The organism is Pseudomonas sp. H2_D02 (genome assembly GCF_054677635.1).
Genome location: NZ_CP162816.1, coordinates 6039337 through 6061371 on the forward strand (window position 1 = coordinate 6039337; position 22035 = coordinate 6061371).

The 22035-nt window shown below is 59.1% G+C and carries 18 protein-coding genes and 2 tRNA genes; 1 reads left to right on the forward strand and 19 read right to left on the reverse strand.

Features of this window, described 5'->3' with window-relative positions; all coding sequences use genetic code 11:
* Window positions 1-2: 2 nt before the first annotated feature.
* The 12 genes from rbfA to rlmE form a co-directional block, all read right to left on the reverse strand.
* A complete protein-coding gene (gene rbfA / locus AB4N42_RS27665) occupies window positions 3-404 on the reverse strand; it encodes a 30S ribosome-binding factor RbfA (RefSeq protein ID WP_198797616.1) in 402 nt (133 codons plus the stop codon).
* 159 nt (window positions 405-563) lie between these two features.
* Window positions 564-3083 (reverse strand): translation initiation factor IF-2, encoded by a 2520-nt coding sequence (gene infB / locus AB4N42_RS27670; protein WP_030139791.1) that lies wholly within the window; start codon window positions 3081-3083, stop codon window positions 564-566.
* A 27-nt stretch (window positions 3084-3110) separates the two neighbouring features.
* On the reverse strand, window positions 3111-4592 hold the full coding sequence (gene nusA, locus AB4N42_RS27675; RefSeq protein WP_181287550.1) for a transcription termination factor NusA: 1482 nt from the start codon (window positions 4590-4592) through the stop codon (window positions 3111-3113).
* 59 nt (window positions 4593-4651) lie between these two features.
* Window positions 4652-5110 carry a ribosome maturation factor RimP gene (gene rimP, locus AB4N42_RS27680; RefSeq protein WP_033864484.1) on the reverse strand — a complete coding sequence of 153 codons (459 nt, stop codon included), beginning with the start codon at window positions 5108-5110 and terminating at the stop codon, window positions 4652-4654.
* 136 nt (window positions 5111-5246) lie between these two features.
* Window positions 5247-5323 (reverse strand) — tRNA-Met (locus AB4N42_RS27685).
* A gap of 97 nt (window positions 5324-5420) precedes the next feature.
* Window positions 5421-5506 (reverse strand) — tRNA-Leu (locus tag AB4N42_RS27690).
* Between the two features lie 21 nt (window positions 5507-5527).
* Window positions 5528-5911: a preprotein translocase subunit SecG gene (secG, locus tag AB4N42_RS27695; protein ID WP_181287548.1), complete on the reverse strand. Its 384-nt coding sequence runs from the start codon at window positions 5909-5911 to the stop codon at window positions 5528-5530.
* Window positions 5912-5915: 4 nt separating this feature from the next.
* On the reverse strand, window positions 5916-6671 hold the full coding sequence (gene tpiA / locus AB4N42_RS27700) for a triose-phosphate isomerase (protein ID WP_030139788.1): 756 nt from the start codon (window positions 6669-6671) through the stop codon (window positions 5916-5918).
* Window positions 6672-6737: 66 nt separating this feature from the next.
* Window positions 6738-8075 carry a phosphoglucosamine mutase gene (gene glmM / locus AB4N42_RS27705; RefSeq protein WP_030139787.1) on the reverse strand — a complete coding sequence of 446 codons (1338 nt, stop codon included), beginning with the start codon at window positions 8073-8075 and terminating at the stop codon, window positions 6738-6740.
* Window positions 8076-8091: 16 nt separating this feature from the next.
* Entirely contained in the window at window positions 8092-8943 is an 852-nt protein-coding gene (gene folP / locus AB4N42_RS27710; RefSeq protein WP_198797618.1) for a dihydropteroate synthase, read from the reverse strand.
* A gap of 8 nt (window positions 8944-8951) precedes the next feature.
* Window positions 8952-10862 carry an ATP-dependent zinc metalloprotease FtsH gene (gene ftsH / locus AB4N42_RS27715; protein ID WP_030139785.1) on the reverse strand — a complete coding sequence of 637 codons (1911 nt, stop codon included), beginning with the start codon at window positions 10860-10862 and terminating at the stop codon, window positions 8952-8954.
* A gap of 200 nt (window positions 10863-11062) precedes the next feature.
* The gene (gene rlmE, locus AB4N42_RS27720) at window positions 11063-11695 is read right to left on the reverse strand and encodes a 23S rRNA (uridine(2552)-2'-O)-methyltransferase RlmE (protein ID WP_003177853.1); all 633 of its coding nucleotides are present in this window, start codon (window positions 11693-11695) and stop codon (window positions 11063-11065) included.
* A 106-nt stretch (window positions 11696-11801) separates the two neighbouring features.
* Here rlmE and AB4N42_RS27725 point away from each other — a divergent pair, with 106 nt between their 5' ends.
* Complete coding sequence (locus AB4N42_RS27725; protein WP_003177852.1) at window positions 11802-12110, forward strand: YhbY family RNA-binding protein; 309 nt, start codon at window positions 11802-11804, stop codon at window positions 12108-12110.
* A gap of 10 nt (window positions 12111-12120) precedes the next feature.
* Here AB4N42_RS27725 and AB4N42_RS27730 read toward each other — a convergent pair whose 3' ends face one another.
* The 7 genes from AB4N42_RS27730 to dnaK form a co-directional block, all read right to left on the reverse strand.
* Window positions 12121-12525: a hypothetical protein gene (locus AB4N42_RS27730; RefSeq protein WP_030139784.1), complete on the reverse strand. Its 405-nt coding sequence runs from the start codon at window positions 12523-12525 to the stop codon at window positions 12121-12123.
* Between the two features lie 28 nt (window positions 12526-12553).
* Complete coding sequence (gene greA / locus AB4N42_RS27735; RefSeq protein WP_030139783.1) at window positions 12554-13030, reverse strand: transcription elongation factor GreA; 477 nt, start codon at window positions 13028-13030, stop codon at window positions 12554-12556.
* Window positions 13031-13032: 2 nt separating this feature from the next.
* Complete coding sequence (gene carB, locus AB4N42_RS27740) at window positions 13033-16254, reverse strand: carbamoyl-phosphate synthase large subunit (RefSeq protein ID WP_198797619.1); 3222 nt, start codon at window positions 16252-16254, stop codon at window positions 13033-13035.
* 105 nt (window positions 16255-16359) lie between these two features.
* Complete coding sequence (gene carA / locus AB4N42_RS27745) at window positions 16360-17496, reverse strand: glutamine-hydrolyzing carbamoyl-phosphate synthase small subunit (RefSeq protein ID WP_030139781.1); 1137 nt, start codon at window positions 17494-17496, stop codon at window positions 16360-16362.
* A gap of 255 nt (window positions 17497-17751) precedes the next feature.
* Window positions 17752-18558, reverse strand: coding sequence for a 4-hydroxy-tetrahydrodipicolinate reductase (dapB, locus tag AB4N42_RS27750; RefSeq protein ID WP_198797620.1), 807 nt, complete (start codon window positions 18556-18558; stop codon window positions 17752-17754).
* Window positions 18559-18567: 9 nt separating this feature from the next.
* Window positions 18568-19692: a molecular chaperone DnaJ gene (dnaJ, locus tag AB4N42_RS27755; RefSeq protein ID WP_030139779.1), complete on the reverse strand. Its 1125-nt coding sequence runs from the start codon at window positions 19690-19692 to the stop codon at window positions 18568-18570.
* A gap of 365 nt (window positions 19693-20057) precedes the next feature.
* Window positions 20058-21974 carry a molecular chaperone DnaK gene (dnaK, locus tag AB4N42_RS27760; protein ID WP_030139778.1) on the reverse strand — a complete coding sequence of 639 codons (1917 nt, stop codon included), beginning with the start codon at window positions 21972-21974 and terminating at the stop codon, window positions 20058-20060.
* Window positions 21975-22035: the final 61 nt, after the last annotated feature.

Consider the following 22035-nt stretch of genomic DNA (forward strand, 5'->3'; position numbering starts at 1 on the left):
GATTACTCCTTGGTGTCTTCGGGTTCAGCGGTCGCCGGGTGCTGGCTGTCTTCGGCCACGGCACGCTCGATCAGCGCCGACAGATGCGCGCCACGCACGACGCTCTCGTCGTAGTGGAAGTGCAACTGCGGAACGCTGCGCAGCTTCATTTCCCGGGCCAACTGCATACGCAGGAAACCGGCAGCCGAATTGAGCACCTTGATGCTCTGGGCGATTTCTTCGGCGCTGTCCTGACCCATCACGGTGATGAAAATCTTCGCGTGACCGACGTCACGGCTGACTTCCACTGCGGTAATGGTGACCAGGCCGACGCGCGGGTCCTTGACTTCGCGACGGATCAGCTGGGCCAGCTCGCGCTGCATCTGATCGCCGATTCGTTGGGTACGGCTGTATTCTTTTGCCATGTCTTGTTACCTGTAACTGCCCCACGGTCAAACCCGCGAGGTCTGAAAGCGGCAAACGCCCGGCCTGGCAAAAGCCAGACCGGGCGTTGCGTTTAGAGTCCGCCAGCCAGGCAGCGCATGTTCATGCGGCTGCCCGACGCGGCTCTTGAAGTACGCGAGTCAGAGGCTGCGAGCAACCTGGACCTTCTCGAAGACTTCGATCTTGTCGCCGACCTTGACGTCGTTGTAGCTCTTGACGCCAATACCGCATTCCATGCCGGCACGCACTTCGGAAGCGTCATCCTTGAAGCGACGCAGGGATTCCAGCTCGCCTTCGAAGATCACGATGTCTTCACGCAGTACGCGGATCGGACGGTTACGGTGAACGACACCTTCGATCACCATGCAACCAGCGATGGCACCGAACTTCGGCGAACGGAACACGTCGCGAACTTCGGCCACGCCCAGGATGTTCTCCCGAACGTCGCTGCCCAACATACCGGTCAACGCTTTCTTGACGTCTTCGATGATGTCGTAGATCACGTTGTAGTAACGCATGTCCAGGCCTTCCTGCTCGACGATCTTGCGAGCGCCAGCATCGGCACGCACGTTGAAGCCGAACAGTACAGCGTTGGAAGCCAGTGCCAGGTTGGCGTCGGATTCGGTGATACCACCGACACCGCCACCGACCACGCGCACTTGCACTTCGTCGTTACCCAGGCCGTTCAGAGCGCCCTGCAAAGCTTCCAACGAGCCACGGACGTCAGATTTGAGGACGATGTTGAGCGTCTTCTTCTCTTCCTGGCCCATGTTCTCGAAGATGTTTTCCAGCTTGCCGGCGTGAGCGCGAGCCAGCTTGACTTCGCGGAACTTGCCTTGACGGAACAGCGCGACTTCACGGGCTTTCTTCTCGTCAGCCACAACGCTCATTTCGTCGCCAGCGTCCGGGGTACCGTCCAGGCCGAGGATCTCGACCGGGATAGCCGGACCGGCTTCCTTGATTGGCTTGCCGTTCTCGTCGAGCATGGCGCGCACGCGGCCATAGTTCGAGCCGACCAGCACCATGTCGCCTTGGCGCAGGGTACCGTCTTGAACCAGTACGGTAGCCACCGGGCCGCGGCCCTTGTCGAGGCGCGATTCAACAACCACACCACGGCCAGGAGCCGAAGGCGTAGCGGTCAATTCCAGAACCTCGGCCTGCAACAGGACAGCTTCGAGCAGTTCGTCGACGCCAGTACCCATCTTCGCGGAAACCGGAACGAATGGAGTGTCGCCACCCCACTCTTCGGAGGTCACGCCGTGGACCGACAGTTCGCTGCGGATGCGATCGAGATCAGCGCCCGGCTTGTCGATCTTGTTCACCGCGACCACCAGCGGCACGCCAGCAGCCTGGGCATGCTGGACGGCTTCGATAGTCTGCGGCATGACGCCGTCGTCCGCCGCAACCACCAGGATCACGATGTCGGTTGCCTTGGCACCACGAGCACGCATCGCGGTAAACGCGGCGTGACCCGGGGTGTCGAGGAACGTCACCATGCCGCGGTCGGTTTCAACGTGATAGGCACCGATGTGCTGGGTGATACCACCCGCTTCGCCAGCCGCAACCTTGGCACGACGAATATAGTCGAGCAGGGACGTTTTACCGTGGTCGACGTGGCCCATGACGGTCACGACCGGAGCACGGGAAACCGCCTCACCTTCGAACTTCAGGGACTCGGCCAAGGAATCTTCCAGGGCGGTGTCGCTGACCAGGGTCACTTTGTGGCCCAGCTCTTCAGCGACCAGCTGGGCAGTTTCCTGGTCCAGAACCTGGTTGATGGTGGCCGGGGTCCCCAGCTTGAACATGAACTTGATGATTTCAGCAGCCTTGACCGACATCTGCTGGGCCAGGTCGCCCACAGTGATGGTCTCGCCGATCTTCACTTCGCGCACGACAGGGCCGGTTGGGCTCTGGAAACCGTGAGCGTTGCGTTTCTTCAGCTTGGCCTTGCCACGACCGCCGCGACGGAAGCCATCGCTCTCTTCGTCGGTAGTACGAGGCGCAACGCGTGGTGCCGGCGCCTTTTCCTTGACCGAAGCACGATGAGGCGCGTTCTTGCGCTCGCCATCGCCACTACCACGACGGTTGTCGTCGGCACGTGGTTTGTCGGGACGACGCTGTTCGTCGCGCTTGCGGGTATCGGCCGGAGCCGGCGCCGGCGCTACGACTGGAGCGGCTTCGCGCACAGGTTCGGCAACCGAGGCAACAGCCTCGACAGCTTCGGCCGGAGCGGGTTGCGCAGCAGCAGGCTGGCGACGCGCTTCTTCTTCAGCGCGACGCTTGGCTTCTTCTTCAGCCTTCTGACGAGCAGCATTTTCTACTGCGCGACGTTCTTCCAGTTCGCGTTTGCGCTCGGCTTCGATTTCTTCCGGGCTACGTTGTACGAAGACTTTCTTCTTGCGTACTTCAACGCTGATGCTTTTGCTACCGGCAACACGCAGGGTGCTGGTGGTTTTACGCTGCAGAGTGATCTTGCGCGGTTCTTCCACTTTCGCCTTGTGACTGCTCTTCAAGTGAGTCAGCAGGGACTGCTTCTCACTGTCGGTCACATGTTCCTCGGCGGCGGTGTGCGGCAGACCTGCCTCACGCATCTGCTGCAACAGGCGCTCTACCGGTGTTTTGACCTCATCGGCCAGTTGTTTCACCGTGACTTGCGTCATGCACTTCTCTCCTCAGGCCGCGCCTAATTACTCGAACCAGTGGGCTCGGGCGGCCATGATCAACTTGCCGGCACGATCATCGTCAATGCCGTCGATGTCGAGCAGGTCGTCAATAGACTGCTCGGCCAGGTCTTCGCGGGTAATTACGCCGCGCACCGCCAGTTCCATCGCCAAATCCTTGTCCATGCCCTCAAGCGAGAGCAGGTCTTCGGCCGGATGGGCGTCTGCCAGCTTTTCCTCAGTAGCGATGGCTTTGGTCAACAAGCGATCCTTGGCCCGAGCGCGAAGCTCGTTGACGATTTCCTCGTCAAAGCCGTCGATGTTGAGCATTTCCTCCACCGGTACGTAGGCAATCTCTTCCAGGCTGGTAAAGCCTTCATCCACCAGCACCTGCGCCAGTTCTTCATCGACTTCAAGCTCTTCGATGAAGTTGCGCAGGATGTCGCCGGTTTCAGCTTGCTGCTTAGCCTGGATGTCCGATTCGGTCATCACGTTCAGGGTCCAGCCAGTCAATTGGCTCGCCAGACGCACGTTCTGACCACCGCGACCGATGGCCTGAGCCAGATTGTCTGCGCCAACGGCGATGTCCATGGCATGGGCATCTTCGTCGACGATAATTGCCGCCACTTCAGCAGGCGACATGGCATTGATCACGAACTGAGCCGGGTTGTCGTCCCACAGGACGATGTCCACACGCTCGCCGCCCAACTCGCCGGATACGGCCTGGACACGCGAACCACGCATGCCGATGCAGGCACCTTGCGGGTCGATACGCTTGTCCTTGGAGCGGACCGCGATCTTGGCGCGCGAACCCGGATCACGGGAAGCGGCCATGACTTCGATCAGGCCTTCAGCAATTTCCGGCACTTCGATGCGGAACAACTCGATCAGCATTTCCGGCGCGGTACGCGACAGGATCAGCTGCGGGCCCCGGTTCTCGGTGCGGATTTCCTTGAGCAGCGCACGCAAACGCACACCAACCCGGAAAGTTTCGCGAGAAATGATGTCTTCGCGAGCCAGCAACGCTTCGGCGTTGTTGCCCAGGTCGACGATCACATTGTCGCGGGTGACTTTTTTCACGGTGCCGGAGATGATTTCTCCCAGGCGCTCGCGGTAAGCGTCGACGACTTGCGCGCGCTCGGCTTCGCGAACTTTCTGCACAATGACCTGCTTGGCAGTCTGTGCAGCGATGCGACCGAATTCAATGGACTCGATTTTTTCTTCGACGACATCACCGACCTTGGCGCCCGGATGCGTTTCCGCAACCTTGCTCGGCCAGGTTTCGATAGCCGGGTCGTCCAGGTCGGCTTCCTCGACAACCGTCCAGCGACGGAAAGTCTCGTAGGAACCGGTGTGGCGATTGATTTCCACACGCAAATCAACTTCGTCTTCAAACCGCTTCTTGGTAGCAGTGGCCAGGGCCAGCTCCAGCGCTTCAAAAATAACGTTAGCCGGTACGCCCTTTTCATTGGATACCGACTCAACAACCAGCAGTACTTCTTTGCTCATCGTACGCCTCGCCTTTCGCAAGCCATTGGATCCGCGGGATCCGCAGTATCTGGCACGTATCAGTCAAAACTGGGAATAATGTTGGCCTTGTCGATCATGTCGATCGGCAACAGGAACTCGTGCTCGTCTACTTGCACCACGACGTCCTGCTCTTCTACACCGCGTAGAAGGCCTTGGAAGTTGCGTCGACCTTCGAAAGGCGAGCGCAGCCTGATCTTCACTTGTTCACCGGCAAACGAAGCAAACTGCTCAAGAGTGAACAGCGGGCGCTCCATGCCAGGCGAGGAAACTTCAAGGGTGTATTCGGAGGCGATTGGATCTTCAACATCCAGCACCCCACTGATCTGACGGCTGACAATGGCGCAATCGTCCACCAGCACTCCGCCTTCTTTATCAATATAAACGCGCAACATTGAGTGGCGACCTTGAGCCGAAAACTCAATACCCCAGCATTCATAGCCTAGGGCCACGACCACCGGGGCCAACAAGGCCTGCAACTCTTCTAGCTTGCTCGACACCTGAACCCCCTCGTGCATGTAGTGCATGCTTTGCAAAATAAAAAATGGGCGAAACGCCCATCCTTGAAACGCCGTTGAACAGCGGCGTTATAAAGTGTCCAGCTAACAAAAAGCCCCTTGGAAGGGGCCCTGAAACTGGTTGCGGGAGCCGGATTTGAACCGACGACCTTCGGGTTATGAGCCCGACGAGCTACCAGGCTGCTCCATCCCGCGACAAAGCTGGGGCGGAAGTATACGACCGATCCCTTATAGGGTCAATGTAACCCTTCCACCTACAAGAAAGCCCGCAATAGCGGGCTCTCCTGATAATTGGTACCGAGAAGGGGACTCGAACCCCTACACCCTATGGGCACAACCACCTCAAGGTTGCGTGTCTACCAATTCCACCACCTCGGCAATACAGCGTTTGAAACCTTCTTACTTCTGCTCTTGAGCTGGAGGTACGTCAGTCGCCGAATTGGCCGACTTTTGCTCTTGAAGCACCGGGACATCATCAGAAGCCGGTTGTTGCTTTGGCGCTTCCAACACCGCTGGGTTTGGCAAACCTACTTGAGTCAGCTCATGAGCCTTCTCTTTAGCAAAGTAACCTAACCCTAAGCTGGTTATGAAGAAACCGGCGGCAAGTATAGCAGTAAACTTACTAAGAAAGGTAGAGGAACCTTGGCTTCCGAATACAGTATTTGAAGCACCTGCACCGAACGACGCACCAGCATCCGCACCTTTACCCTGCTGCAGCAATACGAGAGCGACTACACCCAGCGCGCCCAGCAGATGAAAAACGACTACGACTGTTTCCAGCATTTTTTCAGTTTCCCGCGGCGCGACAGATCGCACCGAACTCATCTGCATTCAGGGACGCTCCACCAATGAGCCCCCCATCGATATCCGGCATGCCGAACAGTTCGGCCGCATTGGCCGCCTTCACGCTGCCGCCGTATAGAAGTCGCACACCTCGTGCCACTTCAGAATTTTCTGCCGCCAACTGCGCGCGAATGGCTGCATGCACATCCTGCGCCTGTTGCGGCGAAGCCGTCAGCCCAGTGCCAATGGCCCAGACCGGCTCATAGGCAATGACTGCCTTTGCAAAAGCACCGACACCCAAGTCTTCGATGATGCTGCCCAGCTGACGCCCAACAACCTCAAGCGTCTTGCCGGCTTCACGCTGCTCGAGGGTCTCCCCTACGCACAGCACCGGAATCAGACCACAAGCCTGGGCCGCAGCAAATTTGCGGATCAGCATCTTGTCCTGCTCGCCCATGATCTGGCGACGTTCGGAATGTCCGATCAGGACCAGGGAACACCCTGCATCCACCAATTGACTCGGCGCAATCTCACCGGTCAACGCACCTTGCATGGATTCCACCGCAGAGTTCTGCGCGCCGACCGAAATCGACTTACCCTTCAAGCCATCAACCACTTGGTTGATATACAAGCAAGGCGGGAATACCGCGACATCAACACCGCTTGGCAAGGCCAGATTACGAAGGCCTTTGATCAGCTCAGCGACGCTGGCGCGGGTACCGTGCATCTTCCAGTTACCAGCTACCATAGGGCGACGCATGCTGTACCTCGTCGGTCAAAGTGGGCGCAGATGTTACCCAACCGATTCATGACTGGCAAGCCGAATTCAGGCAGAAACTTCAGTTACAAGTTTCGCCAGCTCTTCGGCGTAACCGCGGACCTGTGCTTCATCCTCACCTTCGACCATGACACGCACCAAAGGCTCGGTACCCGACTTGCGCAGCAGTACCCGCCCACGCCCCGCCATTGCCTGGGTTACGCGCTCGCTGGCCTGCTTGACCATCGCATGCTCGAGCGGGCTCGCACCCCCACCGAAACGCACGTTGATCAGCACCTGCGGACACTTGCGCAACGCCTGGCGTGATTGCGCGAGACTTTCATTGCGCGCCTTGAGCGCCATCAGTACCTGCAGCGCCGCGATGATCGCATCCCCGGTAGTGGTGTGATCGAAACAGACGATATGCCCCGAGTTTTCGCCACCAATCACCCAGTTGCGCTCCAGCAGCTCCGAGATGACATAACGGTCACCCACATTGGCTCGCACAAAGGGTATGTCCAGGTCCGCAAGGGCCAGCTCAAGCCCAAGATTACTCATCAACGTCCCAACGACGCCGCCTTGCAGCTTGCCGCGACCGTGCAGGTCTCGAGCGATGATGAACAGCAATTCGTCACCATCGACCACCGTACCTGTGTGATCGACCATCAGCACCCGGTCACCGTCGCCGTCAAAGGCGATCCCGAGATCAGCGTGCTCAGCCAGCACCGCCGCCTGCAACGCCTCGGTGTGCGTCGAGCCGCAGTTATGGTTGATGTTCAGCCCGTTAGGCTGGGCGGACAGCACCACCACCTCGGCGCCCAACTCACGAAAAACGCTAGGGGCGACCTTATAGGTTGCACCATGGGCGCAGTCGACGACAATCTTGAGGCCGGAAAAGCTGGTACCCGTCGGAACACTGCCTTTACAGAACTCGATGTAGCGACCCGACGCATCGTTGATCCGCGACACTTTACCGATCTTGCTCGACTCAACCACCGTCATCGGTGCATCCAGCAGCTCTTCGATCATCAACTCGATTTCATCCGGCAGTTTCGTGCCCTTGCCGGAAAAGAACTTGATACCGTTGTCATCATGGGGATTATGCGAGGCGCTGATCACGATACCGGCTTGCGCCTGGAAGGTTCGCGTCAGGTAGGCGATGGCAGGCGTAGGCATCGGCCCCAGCAACATGACGTCGGCGCCCGCCGACGTCAGGCCAGCTTCAAGCGCCGATTCAAACATATAGCCAGAGATCCGCGTGTCCTTGCCAACCAGCACTTTGCAGGCGCCCATTTTTCGGAACGCCATGCCCGCAGCCCAGCCGAGCTTGAGCATGAAATCGGGGGTAATAGGATATTCACCGACCCGACCACGGATACCGTCGGTGCCAAAATATTTCTTGCTCATAAGTGCTCCATCATTCTTATTCGGCTGAATCCACTGCTGCGATCATCCGCACGACGTCCATCGTTTCGACTACATCGTGTACCCGCAATATGCGCGCACCTTTCGTAATAGCCAATGCCGCGAGCGCAAGACCGCCATACAAGCGCTCACCCACCGGACGCCCCAAGGCATTTCCGATCATGCTCTTTCGCGAGACGCCAACCAACAAGGGGCGGCCCAGGGCATGCAGGGCTTCCATATGCTTGAACAGGCTGAGATTGTGCGCCAATGTCTTTGCAAAGCCGAACCCCGGATCAAGAATGATCCGCTCGGCAGGAATGCCCACGGCGGCACATTCATTCATTCGCGCCACCAGGAAATCACCGACTTCCCTGGTGACGTCCTCATAGCTCGGATCGTTCTGCATGGTTCCGGGCTCGCCAAGCATGTGCATCAGGCACACCGGTAAACCCGTGGACGCCGCGGCATCCAACGCGCCGTCACGCTGCAAAGAGCGAACGTCGTTGATCAATCCCGCCCCCAGGCGCGCCGCTTCGCGCATGACCGCAGGCGTGGACGTATCCACCGAAATGATGACATCAAGCTCGCGATGGATGCGCTCGACAATGGGCGCCACCCGCTCCAGCTCTTCGGTCGGAGAAACCGGCCGTGCACCGGGGCGGGTCGACTCACCACCGACGTCGATCAGGGTTGCACCTGCAGCCGCCATGGCCTCGGCATGTCGCAACGCCGCGTCAAGCTGGCTGAATCGGCCGCCGTCGGAAAAGGAATCGGGGGTGACATTGAGAATGCCCATGACGTGCGCATGGGATAAATCAAGAACCCGGCTGCCGCATGGCAACCGGGTCGAGGACTGGGCAGAAGTCATTTCAAGCCTTAAACGTCGGCAGCCGGACCGCCGATCGGTGCTTCCGGACGCTCGCCCTGTACCGCTGGCGGCGTACCGGAAGAACCCGTGCCACCCGACCAATCACGTGGCTCACGAGGTGGGCGCCCTGCCATGATGTCGTCGATCTGCTCGGCATCGATGGTTTCATACTTCATCAGGGCATCAGCCATCGCGTCCAGCTTGTCACGGTTATCCGTGAGGATCTGCTTGGCGGTACCGTAACACTGGTCGATGATGCTGCGCACCTCGGAGTCGATCAGCTTGGCGGTCTCACCCGAGAAGCTCGCATGCTGGCCACCACCACCGCGACCGAGGAATACTTCACCTTCCTCCTCCGCGTACATCAATGGCCCCAGCTTCTCGGAAAGCCCCCACTTGGTCACCATGTTCCGGGCGATCTGGCTAGCGCGCATGATGTCATTCGACGCGCCGGTCGTTACACCATCGAAGCCCAGGGTCATTTCCTCGGCGATACGACCGCCGTACAGCGAACAGATCTGGCTGATCAATGCACGCTTGGACAGGCTATAGCGATCTTCTTCCGGCAGGAACATGGTCACACCCAGCGCACGACCACGCGGAATGATCGAAACCTTGTACACCGGATCATGTTCAGGCACCACACGCCCGACGATGGCGTGACCCGCCTCGTGGTAAGCGGTGTTCTGTTTTTCTTTCTCCGACATGACCATGGATTTGCGCTCGGCGCCCATCATGATCTTGTCCTTGGCCAATTCGAATTCTTTCATTTCCACGATGCGCTTGCCGGAACGGGCGGCAAACAGCGACGCTTCGTTCACCAGGTTGGCCAGGTCGGCACCGGAGAAGCCTGGCGTACCACGAGCGATCACGCCTGGGGCGACGTCATCGCCCATCGGCACCTTGCGCATGTGGACCTTCAGGATCTGCTCGCGACCACGGATATCCGGCAGCCCCACCACGACCTGACGGTCGAAACGCCCAGGACGCAACAGCGCAGGGTCGAGCACGTCAGGACGGTTGGTAGCCGCGATCACAATGATCCCGTCGTTCATTTCAAAACCGTCCATCTCGACCAGCAACTGGTTGAGAGTCTGTTCGCGCTCATCGTGACCGCCGCCCATGCCGGCACCACGATGGCGACCGACGGCGTCGATTTCGTCAATGAAGATAATGCAGGGTGCGTGCTTCTTGGCCTGTTCGAACATGTCGCGAACGCGGCTGGCGCCCACACCGACGAACATTTCAACGAAGTCGGAACCGGAAATCGTGAAGAATGGTACTTTCGCTTCACCGGCGATCGCCTTGGCCAGCAAGGTCTTACCGGTGCCAGGAGGCCCCACCATCAACACGCCACGCGGAATACGACCACCCAGGCGCTGGAACTTGCCTGGATCGCGGAGGAATTCAACCAGCTCACCAACCTCCTCCTTGGCCTCGTCGCAACCAGCGACATCGGCAAGGGTAGTCTTGACCTGGTCTTCAGACAGCAATCGCGCCTTGCTCTTGCCAAAGCTCATCGGCCCGCCTTTACCGCCCGCACCGCCCTGCATCTGGCGCATGAAGAACATGAACACCGCGATGATCACCAGGATCGGGAAACTCGCGACCAGGAGCTGGGTCCAGATACTTTGCTGTTCCGGCTGCTTGCCTTCGACCACGACATGGTTGTCCACGAGGTCGCCGATCAGCCCATTGTCCTGAATAGCCGGACGAATGGTCTTGAAGCTGTCGCCATCGGTGCGCTTGCCGGTAATCACATAACCATCAACGGCTACGCGCTCGACCTTGCCATCCTTGACCTGCTGGATGAAGTCGGAATAGTTGAGGGTCTGCGGCTCGTTAGGGCTGGAGAAGTTGTTCATCACGGTCACAAGGACAGCGGCGATGATCAACCACAGGATCAGATTCTTTGCCATATCGTTCAATTAACTACCCTCTGAAGCAAGCTCCGCTAATGGCGCGCGCTTCGCATGATATTCACCGGCCTAACTTACTACATTACCTACGACTCTGGCAGGCGCCGTCTGTAACCCTTTGTGAAACACTTTCTACACAATATTCGTTAATGCTCGCGGGACGAAATACGAAAAACCTATCGCCCCGGTCGAAAAACCTCTTATTCCTCACTGCGACCACGGAACCCACGACCCAGCAGGTACTGCTCACGGGAGCGATCACGCGATGATTTCGGCTTGCGCGTCGTGACTTTCTCGAACTGCTTGCGCACGCTCTTGTGGTATTCGTCGAAGCCTTCACCCTGGAAGACCTTGATCAAAAAATCACCACCTGGCTTCAACACCCGAGTCGCAAGGTCCAGCGCCAACTCGCACAGGAACATCGATCGCGGCATATCAACAGATGCCAGTCCACTCATATTGGGGGCCATATCGGAAATCACAAGGTCCACCTCGTTTTTTCCAACCGCTTCGAGGATCTGCGCCAGTACGGCGTCCTCGGTAAAGTCGCCCTGAATGAAGGTCACATCCGGGATGCTGTCCATTTCCAGGATATCGGAAGCGATCAGAGTGCCTTGCCCACCAATCAGACGACTGGTCACTTGGGACCAGCCACCCGGGGCGGCACCCAAGTCGATCACGCTCATGCCTGGACGGATCAAACGGTCTCTTTCCTGAATCTCCAGCAGCTTGTAGCTGGCACGGGAACGATACCCGTCTTTTTGCGCCATTTTCACGAATGGATCGTTGAAATGCTCTTGCAGCCATTTAAGACTTGTCTTGGAACGGGCCACGGGCCACCTCAAAAATAAAACGGGTCGTGATTAAGTGGGCGGTCCCGGACTCGCTCGGGTAAACTGGCCGCCGCTTTTTTACAAGATCAGACGCAGGGGTCAGATTATGCCGCTCACTCAAGAGCAGAAGAAACAATACAAATCCATCGGCCACCATCTGAAACCGGTTTTGACTGTGGCTGACAACGGTTTGACTGAAGGTGTGCTCGCCGAATTGGAACGCGCCTTGGGCGATCACGAGCTGATCAAGATCAAGCTCAACATCCTCGATCGCGAAGCCCGCCTGGCTGCCGTTGCCGAACTGTGCAAGACCGGCAAGGCAGACCTGGTGCAGGTCATCGGCAAGATGGCGCTGATTTATCGCAAGAATTTCAGCGTCAACAAGCAACTGTCGAACGTTCACCGCTTCAAGTGATGTCAAAGGGTCAAGGGTGTGCCTCGCACACCCTGCCACTCCAGCCAGGAACCGGCTGCAATACAAGCACCAATCCGGAAAAACCCAGCACCAGGTAACTGAATACCTGCCACTGGCTCGCATCCGGCCAGCCGAGATGCACCGCAAAGAACATTCCGCACGCGTACAACGACATGAGCAACAATTGCCCACGAATGTCGCGCCATAGACTGGCAAGGCCCTCGGCCTGAACCAGCACCAAAGCCTGAAACATCACACACGCCGCGGAAAACCCCACCAGCAGCGCCGTCAGCATGCCTGCGATTTCGTCGATGAGCAGCGGTGCCAGGCCAACTCGACCCAGCACCGGCAGCAAACCAATGTGCAACAACCAGATGCCGCCCACCCATAACATCTGGGTGAGCTGCCAGATCATGGCGCCGGCTCGCAGCGGGCGCCTTCGTTCAGATGTGACGGACTTCGACAATCTCATACTCGATGACACCACCCGGCGTCTTCACCGCCACCACATCGCCCTCTTCCTTGGCAATCAAGGCGCGAGCAATAGGTGAACCGACGGAAATCTTGCCGAGCTTGATGTCTGCCTCGTCCTCGCCAACGATCTGGTAGGTCACGCTCTCATCGGTCTCGACGTTGGCGATTTCCACCGTGGTGCCGAAAATGACCTTGCCTGTATGCGGAATCGTCGTGACATCGATGATCACCGCATTCTGCATGCGGCCTTCGATGTCACGGACACGCGCCTCGACCATGCCTTGCTCTTCACGAGCTGCATGGTATTCGGCGTTTTCCTTGAGATCTCCCAACTCGCGGGCCTCACCAATTGCCTGGCTCAAGCGCGGACGCTCGACCTTGGTCAGGAAAGCGTGTTCTTCTTCCAGGGCCTTCGCGCCCTGAACAGTCATCGGGTACTTGGTTATGCTCATGCCTTCAATCCTGCATGTAGATCCTGCAAGCGACGTACGGTCTTCTCGGGACCGAACTTGAGTGCTTCGCAGATCGCTTCGCCCGCAGCAATGGTCGTGGTGCAGTAGATCTTGTGCTGCAGCGCGTTGCGACGAATGGAGTAGGAATCGGCGATCGACTGGCGACCTTCCGTGGTGTTGATGATCAGCGTGACTTCGTCATTCTTGATCATGTCGACCACGTGTGGACGACCCTCGGTCACTTTGTTCACGCGGCGCACTTTCAGCCCCGCCGCCTCGATCAGCTTGGCGGTGCCGGCAGTGGCAACCACTTCGAAGCCCAAGTTGATCAGATCACGGGCCACACCTGCAACCAGTGGCTTGTCGTCATCACGCACGCTGATGAACGCGGTGCCGCCAGTCGGCAATACTTCGCTGGCGCCCATTTGTGCCTTGGCGAAGGCTTCACCGAACGTATCGCCCACGCCCATGACTTCACCGGTCGACTTCATTTCCGGGCCGAGGATCGGGTCCACGCCTGGGAACTTGGCGAACGGGAACACCGCCTCTTTCACGCTGTAGAAGTTCGGAATGATTTCCTTGGTGAAACCCAGCTCTTTCAAGGTTTTGCCAGCCATGACCCGGGCAGCGATCATTGCCAGGGAAACACCGATGCACTTGGAAACGAACGGCACGGTACGGGAAGCACGAGGGTTGACTTCGATGACGTAGATGTCTTCGCCCTGCAGCGCCAACTGCACGTTCATCAGGCCGATAACGCCCAGTTCCAGGGCCATTTTCTTGACCTGCTCGCGCATCTCATCCTGGATGTGCGCCGGCAGCGAGTATGGCGGCAGCGAGCACGCGGAGTCACCGGAGTGAACACCGGCCTGCTCGATGTGCTGCATGATCGCGCCGATCACCACGTCCTTGCCATCGCTGACCGCATCCACGTCCATTTCGATGGCGCAGTTGAGGAAGTGGTCCAGCAGCACCGGGCTGTCGTTGGAGACCTGGACCGCTTCACGCAGGTAACGCTTGAGCTCGTCTTCCTGGTAGACGATCTCCATCGCGCGGCCGCCCAGTACATAGGACGGACGCACCACCAGTGGATAACCGATCTTCGCGGCGGCACGAATCGCTTCGTCTTCGCTGCGCACGGTGGCGTTTGGCGGCTGGCGCAGGTTCAGGCGCTCGACCATCTGCTGGAAGCGCTCACGATCTTCGGCACGGTCGATGGCATCCGGGCTGGTGCCGATGATCGGCACGCCGGCGGCTTCAAGGGCGCGAGCCAGTTTCAACGGGGTCTGGCCGCCGTACTGGACGATCACGCCTTTTGGCTTCTCGACACGGACGATTTCCAGCACGTCTTCCAGGGTCACTGGCTCGAAGTACAGGCGATCGGAGGTGTCGTAGTCGGTGGACACGGTTTCCGGGTTGCAGTTGACCATGATGGTCTCGTAACCGTCGTCGCGCAGGGCCAGTGCCGCGTGTACGCAGCAGTAGTCGAACTCGATACCCTGGCCGATCCGGTTAGGACCGCCACCCAGGATCATGATCTTGTCCCGGGTCGATGGCGCGGCTTCGCACTCTTCTTCGTACGTGGAATACAGATAGGCGGTGTCGGTGGCGAACTCGGCCGCGCAGGTGTCGACGCGCTTGTAGACCGGGAACACGTCCAGCTTGTGACGATGGGCGCGCAGGCTCTTCTCGGTCACACCCAGCAGCTTGGCCAGGCGCATGTCGGAGAAACCTTTGCGCTTGAGGCGGAACATCATGTCGTGGTCGATGCTGGACATGCCCAGGGTCTTGACCTTCTCTTCTTCCTTGATCAGATCTTCGATCTGTACCAGGAACCAAGGGTCGATCATGTTCATGCCGAAGATCTGCTCGACGGTCATGCCCGCGCGGAAAGCATCGGCCACGTACCAGATGCGCTCGGCGCCCGGTACGGTCAGCTCGCGCTTGAGCTCGCTCATGCTTTCCGGATTGCTCAGGTCCAGCTTCGGATCCAGACCGCAGACGCCGACTTCCAGACCGCGAAGGGCTTTCTGCAGGGATTCCTGGAAGGTCCGGCCGATGGCCATGACTTCACCGACCGACTTCATTTGAGTGGTCAGGCGGGCATCGGCCTTGGCGAATTTCTCGAAGGCGAAGCGTGGCAGCTTGGTCACAACGTAGTCGATGGACGGTTCGAAGGACGCCGGGGTCTTGCCGCCGGTGATGTCGTTCGACAGCTCGTCCAGGGTGTAGCCCACAGCCAGCTTGGCAGCAACCTTGGCGATCGGGAAACCAGTGGCTTTCGACGCCAGGGCCGAAGAACGGGACACCCGCGGGTTCATCTCGATGACCACCATGCGACCGGTATTCGGACAGATGCCGAACTGGACGTTGGAGCCGCCGGTTTCCACGCCGATCTCGCGCAGCACCGCCAGGGAGGCGTTACGCAAGATCTGGTATTCCTTGTCGGTCAGGGTCTGGGCCGGTGCGACGGTGATCGAGTCACCGGTGTGCACGCCCATCGGGTCGAAGTTCTCGATGGAGCAGACGATGATGCAGTTGTCCTTTTTGTCGCGGACAACTTCCATTTCATATTCTTTCCAGCCGATCAGGGATTCGTCGATCAGCAGCTCCTTGGTCGGCGACAAGTCGAGACCACGGGCGCAGATTTCTTCGAACTCTTCACGGTTGTAGGCGATGCCGCCACCGGTGCCGCCCATGGTGAAGGACGGACGGATGATGCACGGGAAGCCGAGGCGTTCCAGGACGGCGTTGGCCTCTTCCATGCTGTGGGCGATGCCCGAGCGTGGGCAGTCCAGGCCGATGGATTTCATCGCCTTGTCGAAACGCGAACGATCTTCGGCCTTGTCGATGGTGTCGGCGTTGGCACCGATCATTTCTACACCGAACTTCTCCAGGACGCCTTCGCGCTCCAGGTCCAGGGCGCAGTTCAGCGCAGTCTGGCCACCCATGGTCGGCAGCAGCGCGTCCGGGCGCTCTTTCTCGATGATCTTGGCGACGGTCTGCCACTTGATCGGTTCGATGTAGGTGGCGTCGGCCATGGCCGGGTCGGTCATGATGGTGGCCGGGTTGGAGTTCACCAGGATGACGCGGTAGCCCTCTTCGCGCAGGGCTTTACAGGCCTGGGCGCCGGAGTAGTCGAATTCGCAGGCCTGGCCGATCACGATCGGGCCAGCGCCAAGAATCAGGATGCTTTTTATGTCTGTACGTTTTGGCATGGGTTTGTCACTCAAATCCGCAGGTCAGTCGGCTAGGCCGTCGAACAATCTTTGAAGCGCCCGTGGGGGCCACCGCGTTCGGGGCCGCCCTCGGGCTTCGCGCGGTCAGCGTCGCTTGGCCATCTCATTGATGAAGCGATCGAACAGCGGCGCCACATCGTTCGGGCCCGGGCTCGCTTCAGGGTGGCCCTGGAAGCTGAACGCGCTCTTGTCGGTACGCTCGATACCTTGCAGCGTGCCGTCGAACAGCGACTTGTGGATCGCGCGAACGTTGGCCGGCAGGGTCGCTTCATCCACGGCAAAACCGTGGTTCTGGCTGGTGATCATCACCACGCCGGTGTCCAGGTCTTGGACCGGGTGGTTCGCACCGTGGTGGCCGTGGCCCATTTTCAGGGTCTTGGCGCCCGAAGCGAGGGCCAGCAACTGGTGACCGAGGCAGATACCGAATACCGGGATCTCGGTTTCCAGCACGTCCTTGATCGCCTGGATCGCGTAGTCGCAAGGCTCCGGGTCACCCGGGCCGTTGGACAGGAACACGCCGTCGGGCTTGAGGGCCAGGACGTCGGCGGCCGGGGTTTGCGCCGGAACCACGGTGACGCGGCAGCCACGCTCGACCAGCATGCGCAGGATGTTCAGCTTGACGCCGTAGTCGTACGCCACCACGTGGTACGGCAGTTCGGAAGCCTCGATCGTCGCGTGACTGTCGGTCTTCAGGTCCCAGACCGTGGAGCGCCACTCGTACTGCGTCTTGGTGCTGACGACTTTCGCCAGGTCCATGCCCTTGAGGCCAGGAAAACCCTGGGCAGCGGCGATGGCGGCTTCTTCGGAAATGTTGTCGCCGGCCATGATGCAGCCGTTCTGCGCGCCTTTTTCCCGAAGGATGCGGGTCAGGCGACGGGTGTCGATACCGGCGATCGCCACGACGTTGTTGGCTTTCAGGTAATCGGACAGGGACATCGTGTTACGCCAGTTGCTCGCTACCAGCGGCAAGTCACGAATGACCAGGCCGGCGGACCAGACACGATCGGACTCGGCGTCTTCCGGCGTGGTGCCGGTGTTGCCGATGTGCGGGTAAGTCAGGGTAACGATTTGCTGGGCGTAGGAAGGATCGGTAAGAATTTCCTGATAGCCGGTCATTGCGGTGTTAAACACCACCTCACCAACGGTCTGACCGTCGGCTCCAATGGCTTCGCCGCGAAAAATGCTGCCATCAGCAAGGGCGAGTATGGCTGGCTTAGTCAAGAAGACCTCCCGTAAATAAAGCCTGAAAGGGCGATCGCAGGTTGTAAAAAAGCGGAGTGACGTATGGACACGTCACCCCGCTTGTTCACTGAATTATTCTGCGCGCTTTTAGTGGACACACTAAAGCTGTAGCTTACAGAAAAAGGCTTTTTTGGTCCACCGCTAATGAGCCTTAAAGGCAGGGGAATGCGACAGGCCGTCGCGAAGCGGTGTAAAACGGGGCTCAGTATAACCTGAACCCCACCTCCAGGGACATCAACGCAGGTCGAGAACGTCCTGCATGTCGTACAAACCAGGCTCGCGCCCATCCAGCCACAACGCGGCACGCACGGCGCCCTTGGCGAAGGTCATCCGGCTCGACGCCTTGTGGGTGATCTCCAGGCGCTCGCCTTCGGTGGCGAACAACACGGTATGGTCACCCACCACGTCACCACCACGCACGGTCGCGAAGCCGATGGTGTCGCGCTCGCGAGCACCGGTATGCCCCTCGCGCCCATACACGGCGACCTGCCGCAGATCCCGCCCCAGCGCATCGGCAATTACTTCACCCATGCGCAAGGCCGTTCCCGAAGGCGCATCGATCTTGTGCCGGTGATGGGCCTCGATGATTTCGATATCCGCATCGTCACCCAGGACCCGCGCCGTCAAGTCGAGCAATTTGAGCGACAGGTTCACGCCCACGCTGAAATTCGCCGCGAACACGATTGGAATGTCCTTGCCAGCTTCGGCCAGCAACTGCTTCTGGGCCGCATCCAGACCGGTCGTACCGATAACCATGGCCTTGCCTGCCTTGCGGCAGACGGCAAGGTTCTTCAGCATGACTTCCGGCAAGGTGAAATCAATGAGGACGTCAAATTCGTCGATCACCTTTTCCAGTCCACCAGACATCGGCACGCCGATACGCCCAATCGAGGCCAATTCGCCAGCGTCGGCTCCGACCAGGGTGCTGTCAGGCCGGACGATGGCAGCCGTCAGTCCCGACAGCGGCGAACGCTGCTGCACCGCCTCGACCAACGCCTTGCCCATGCGCCCGGCGGCGCCCATCACTGCTATACGTCGCATGCGGACTCCTTAGAGATCGCCGAAGAAGCGCTTCACGCCTTCGAACCAGCCAGTGGTTTTTGGCGAGTGGCTGTTGTCATCCGCAAGGGAGCTGCGGAACTCCTCAAGCAACTCACGCTGGCGCCGGCTCAGGTTGACCGGGGTTTCCACCGCTACACGGCACATCAGGTCGCCCGCACCACCGCCACGCACTGGCGCGACGCCCTTGCCGCGAATCCGGAACTGTTTGCCGGTCTGCGTGCCTTCAGGGATCTTCAGCTTGACGCGACCGTCGAGGGTTGGGATCTCAAGCTCGCCACCCAAGGCTGCATCGACAAAGCTGATCGGCACTTCACAGAACAGGTGCTTGCCGTCGCGCTGGAAGATCGCGTGCTCGCGCACATTGATCACGACGTACAAATCGCCCGTCGGGCCGCCCTGGGCCCCCGCCTCGCCTTCGCCAGACAAGCGAATGCGGTCGCCAGTATCGACACCGGCCGGCACCTTGACCGACAGCGTCTTGTATTCTTCGACGCGCCCTTCGCCGTGGCAGGAGTCGCACGGGTCGGAAATGATCTTGCCTTGACCGTGACACCGCGGGCAGGTCTGCTGGACCGAGAAGAAGCCCTGCTGCATGCGAACCTGGCCGATACCGCCACAGGTCGGGCAGGTCACGGGCGAGGAACCCTTCTTGGCCCCCGAGCCATCGCACGGCTTGCAGTTGACCAGCGTCGGGACACGGATATTGACCGTCGTGCCGCGCACCGCTTCTTCCAGGTTAAGCTCCAGCGTGTAGCGCAGGTCACTGCCACGCTGGGCGCCACCACGGGCACCGCCGCGACCACCGCCGAAGAAATCGCTGAAAACATCGCCGAAGATGTCGGAGAAGTTCTGGCCGCCGAAACCGGCGCCACCGCCGCCCATGCTTGGGTCGACACCGGCATGACCGTACTGGTCGTAGGCCGCGCGCTTACTGGAGTCGGACAGGACTTCGTAAGCCTCGTTGGCTTCCTTGAACATCTCTTCCGACGCTTTGTCGCCGGGATTACGGTCCGGGTGATGCTTCATCGCCAGGCGACGATAAGCCTTTTTCAGCTCTGCCTCGCTGGCACCGCGCTCGACACCCAATACTTCGTAAAAATCACGCTTTGCCATTAGTCTTTGCACTCTTATAGGACGTTCGGCAAACCTCTCCTGAACCTTGCCAAACTCGTTGAGCCCCAATACAGGCCCGGACCCAACTCACGTCAATTCAACGATCCTGGTCGTAGGCTTTGTAGGAAAAGTGCCTGCGCGACGTCTCCTACAATCCAAATCTTTCAGCCAGGGCCCCGGCCAAAATGCGGTGCTCATCGCCCGAAAAGCAGGAGCATTCCCGAACACACCGCCAACACCCGAACACTGTCGCATGTTGTAAAAATTCGCTGGCTCCAGACACGCCAACGCGGGAGCAAGCTCCCGCGCGGCGACATCCTACCAGCCACCGCACAAATGCAGTCAACCGGCCGACCAACAAGCGATTACTTGTTGTCTTTCACTTCTTCGAACTCAGCGTCGACGACGTCGTCGGCTTTTTCAGCCGATTCGCCTTGCTGCGCGGCGCCTTCAGCTGGCTGAGCCTGTTCGGCGTACATCTTCTGAGCCACTGGAGCGGAGACTTTCGACAATTCTTCGATCTTCGCCTCGATGGCCGCCTTGTCGTCACCTTTGACAGCCGCTTCAAGGGCAACCACGGCTGCCTCGATAGCGGTTTTCTCTTCAGCGGTCACTTTCTCGCCAGCATCGGCAACCATCTTGCGAGTCGAGTGCACCAGAGCGTCACCCTGATTGCGAGCGCTTGCCAGCTCTTCGAACTTGCGGTCTTCCTCGGCGTTGACTTCAGCATCGCGGACCATTTGCTGAATTTCTTCCTCGGACAGACCGGAGTTGGCCTTGATCACGATCGACTGGGTCTTGCCGGTCGCCTTGTCTTTCGCACCGACGTGCAGGATGCCGTTGGCGTCGATGTCGAAGGTCACTTCGATCTGTGGCACGCCACGTGGTGCCGGTGGAATCTCGGCCAGGTCGAACTTGCCCAGGGACTTGTTCTGGGCAGCTTGCTTGCGCTCGCCTTGCAGAACGTGGATGGTCACGGCGCTCTGGTTGTCATCGGCAGTCGAGAACACCTGGGATTTCTTGGTAGGAATCGTGGTGTTTTTCTCGATCAGCGCGGTCATCACGCCACCCATGGTTTCGATACCCAGGGTCAGCGGGCTTACGTCCAGCAGCAGAACGTCTTTCACGTCACCGGCGAGAACGGCGCCCTGGATAGCTGCACCCATGGCAACGGCTTCGTCAGGGTTCACATCCTTGCGAGCTTCTTTACCGAAGAAATCGGTAACCAGCTTCTGCACCAGTGGCATACGGGTCTGACCGCCGACCAGGATCACGTCGTTGATCGAACCCACGTCGATACCGGCATCCTTCATCGCAATGCGGCAAGGTTCGATGGTGCGCTGAACCAGGTCTTCCACCAGCGCTTCGAGCTTGGCGCGGGAGATTTTTACGTTCAGGTGCTTAGGACCGGTAGCGTCTGCAGTGATGTACGGCAGGTTCACGTCGGTCGACTGGCTCGAGGACAGTTCGATCTTGGCTTTTTCAGCGGCCTCTTTCAGGCGCTGCATGGCCAGCGGGTCACCCTTGAGGTTCATGCCGCTTTCTTTCTTGAACTCGTCGACGAGGTAGTCGATCAGGCGGATGTCGAAGTCTTCACCACCGAGGAAGGTGTCACCGTTGGTGGCCAACACTTCGAACTGGTGCTCACCGTCGACTTCCGCGATTTCGATCACGGAAACGTCGAAAGTACCGCCACCCAGGTCATAAACGATCACGGTGTGATCGCCCTTGGCCTTGTCCATGCCGTAGGCCAGAGCCGCCGCGGTAGGTTCGTTGATGATACGTTTTACGTCCAGGCCTGCGATGCGGCCGGCGTCTTTGGTCGCCTGGCGCTGGCTATCGTTGAAATAGGCAGGGACAGTGATGACCGCTTCAGTCACCGCTTCGCCGAGATAGTCTTCGGCGGTCTTCTTCATCTTCTTCAGAATTTCTGCCGAGATCTGTGGCGGGGCCATTTTCTGGCCGTTCACTTCAACCCAGGCGTCGCCATTGTCAGCCTTGGCGATTTTGTAAGGCACCATCTTGATGTCTTTCTGAACAACTTCTTCGTCGAACTTGCGACCGATCAGACGCTTGACCGCGTACAGGGTGTTATGCGGATTGGTCACAGCCTGACGCTTGGCGGACTGGCCCACCAGGATCTCGCCGTCGTTGGCGTATGCGATGATCGACGGCGTGGTGCGCGCGCCTTCAGCGTTTTCAATAACCTTGGCCTTGCCGTTTTCCAGCACGGAGACGCACGAGTTGGTGGTCCCCAGGTCGATGCCGATAATCTTGCCCATGTTAACTCTCCCGGAACTTGAATTTTGTTGCCGCAGCAGTGGTGGCTAACTGCGGTAGTAC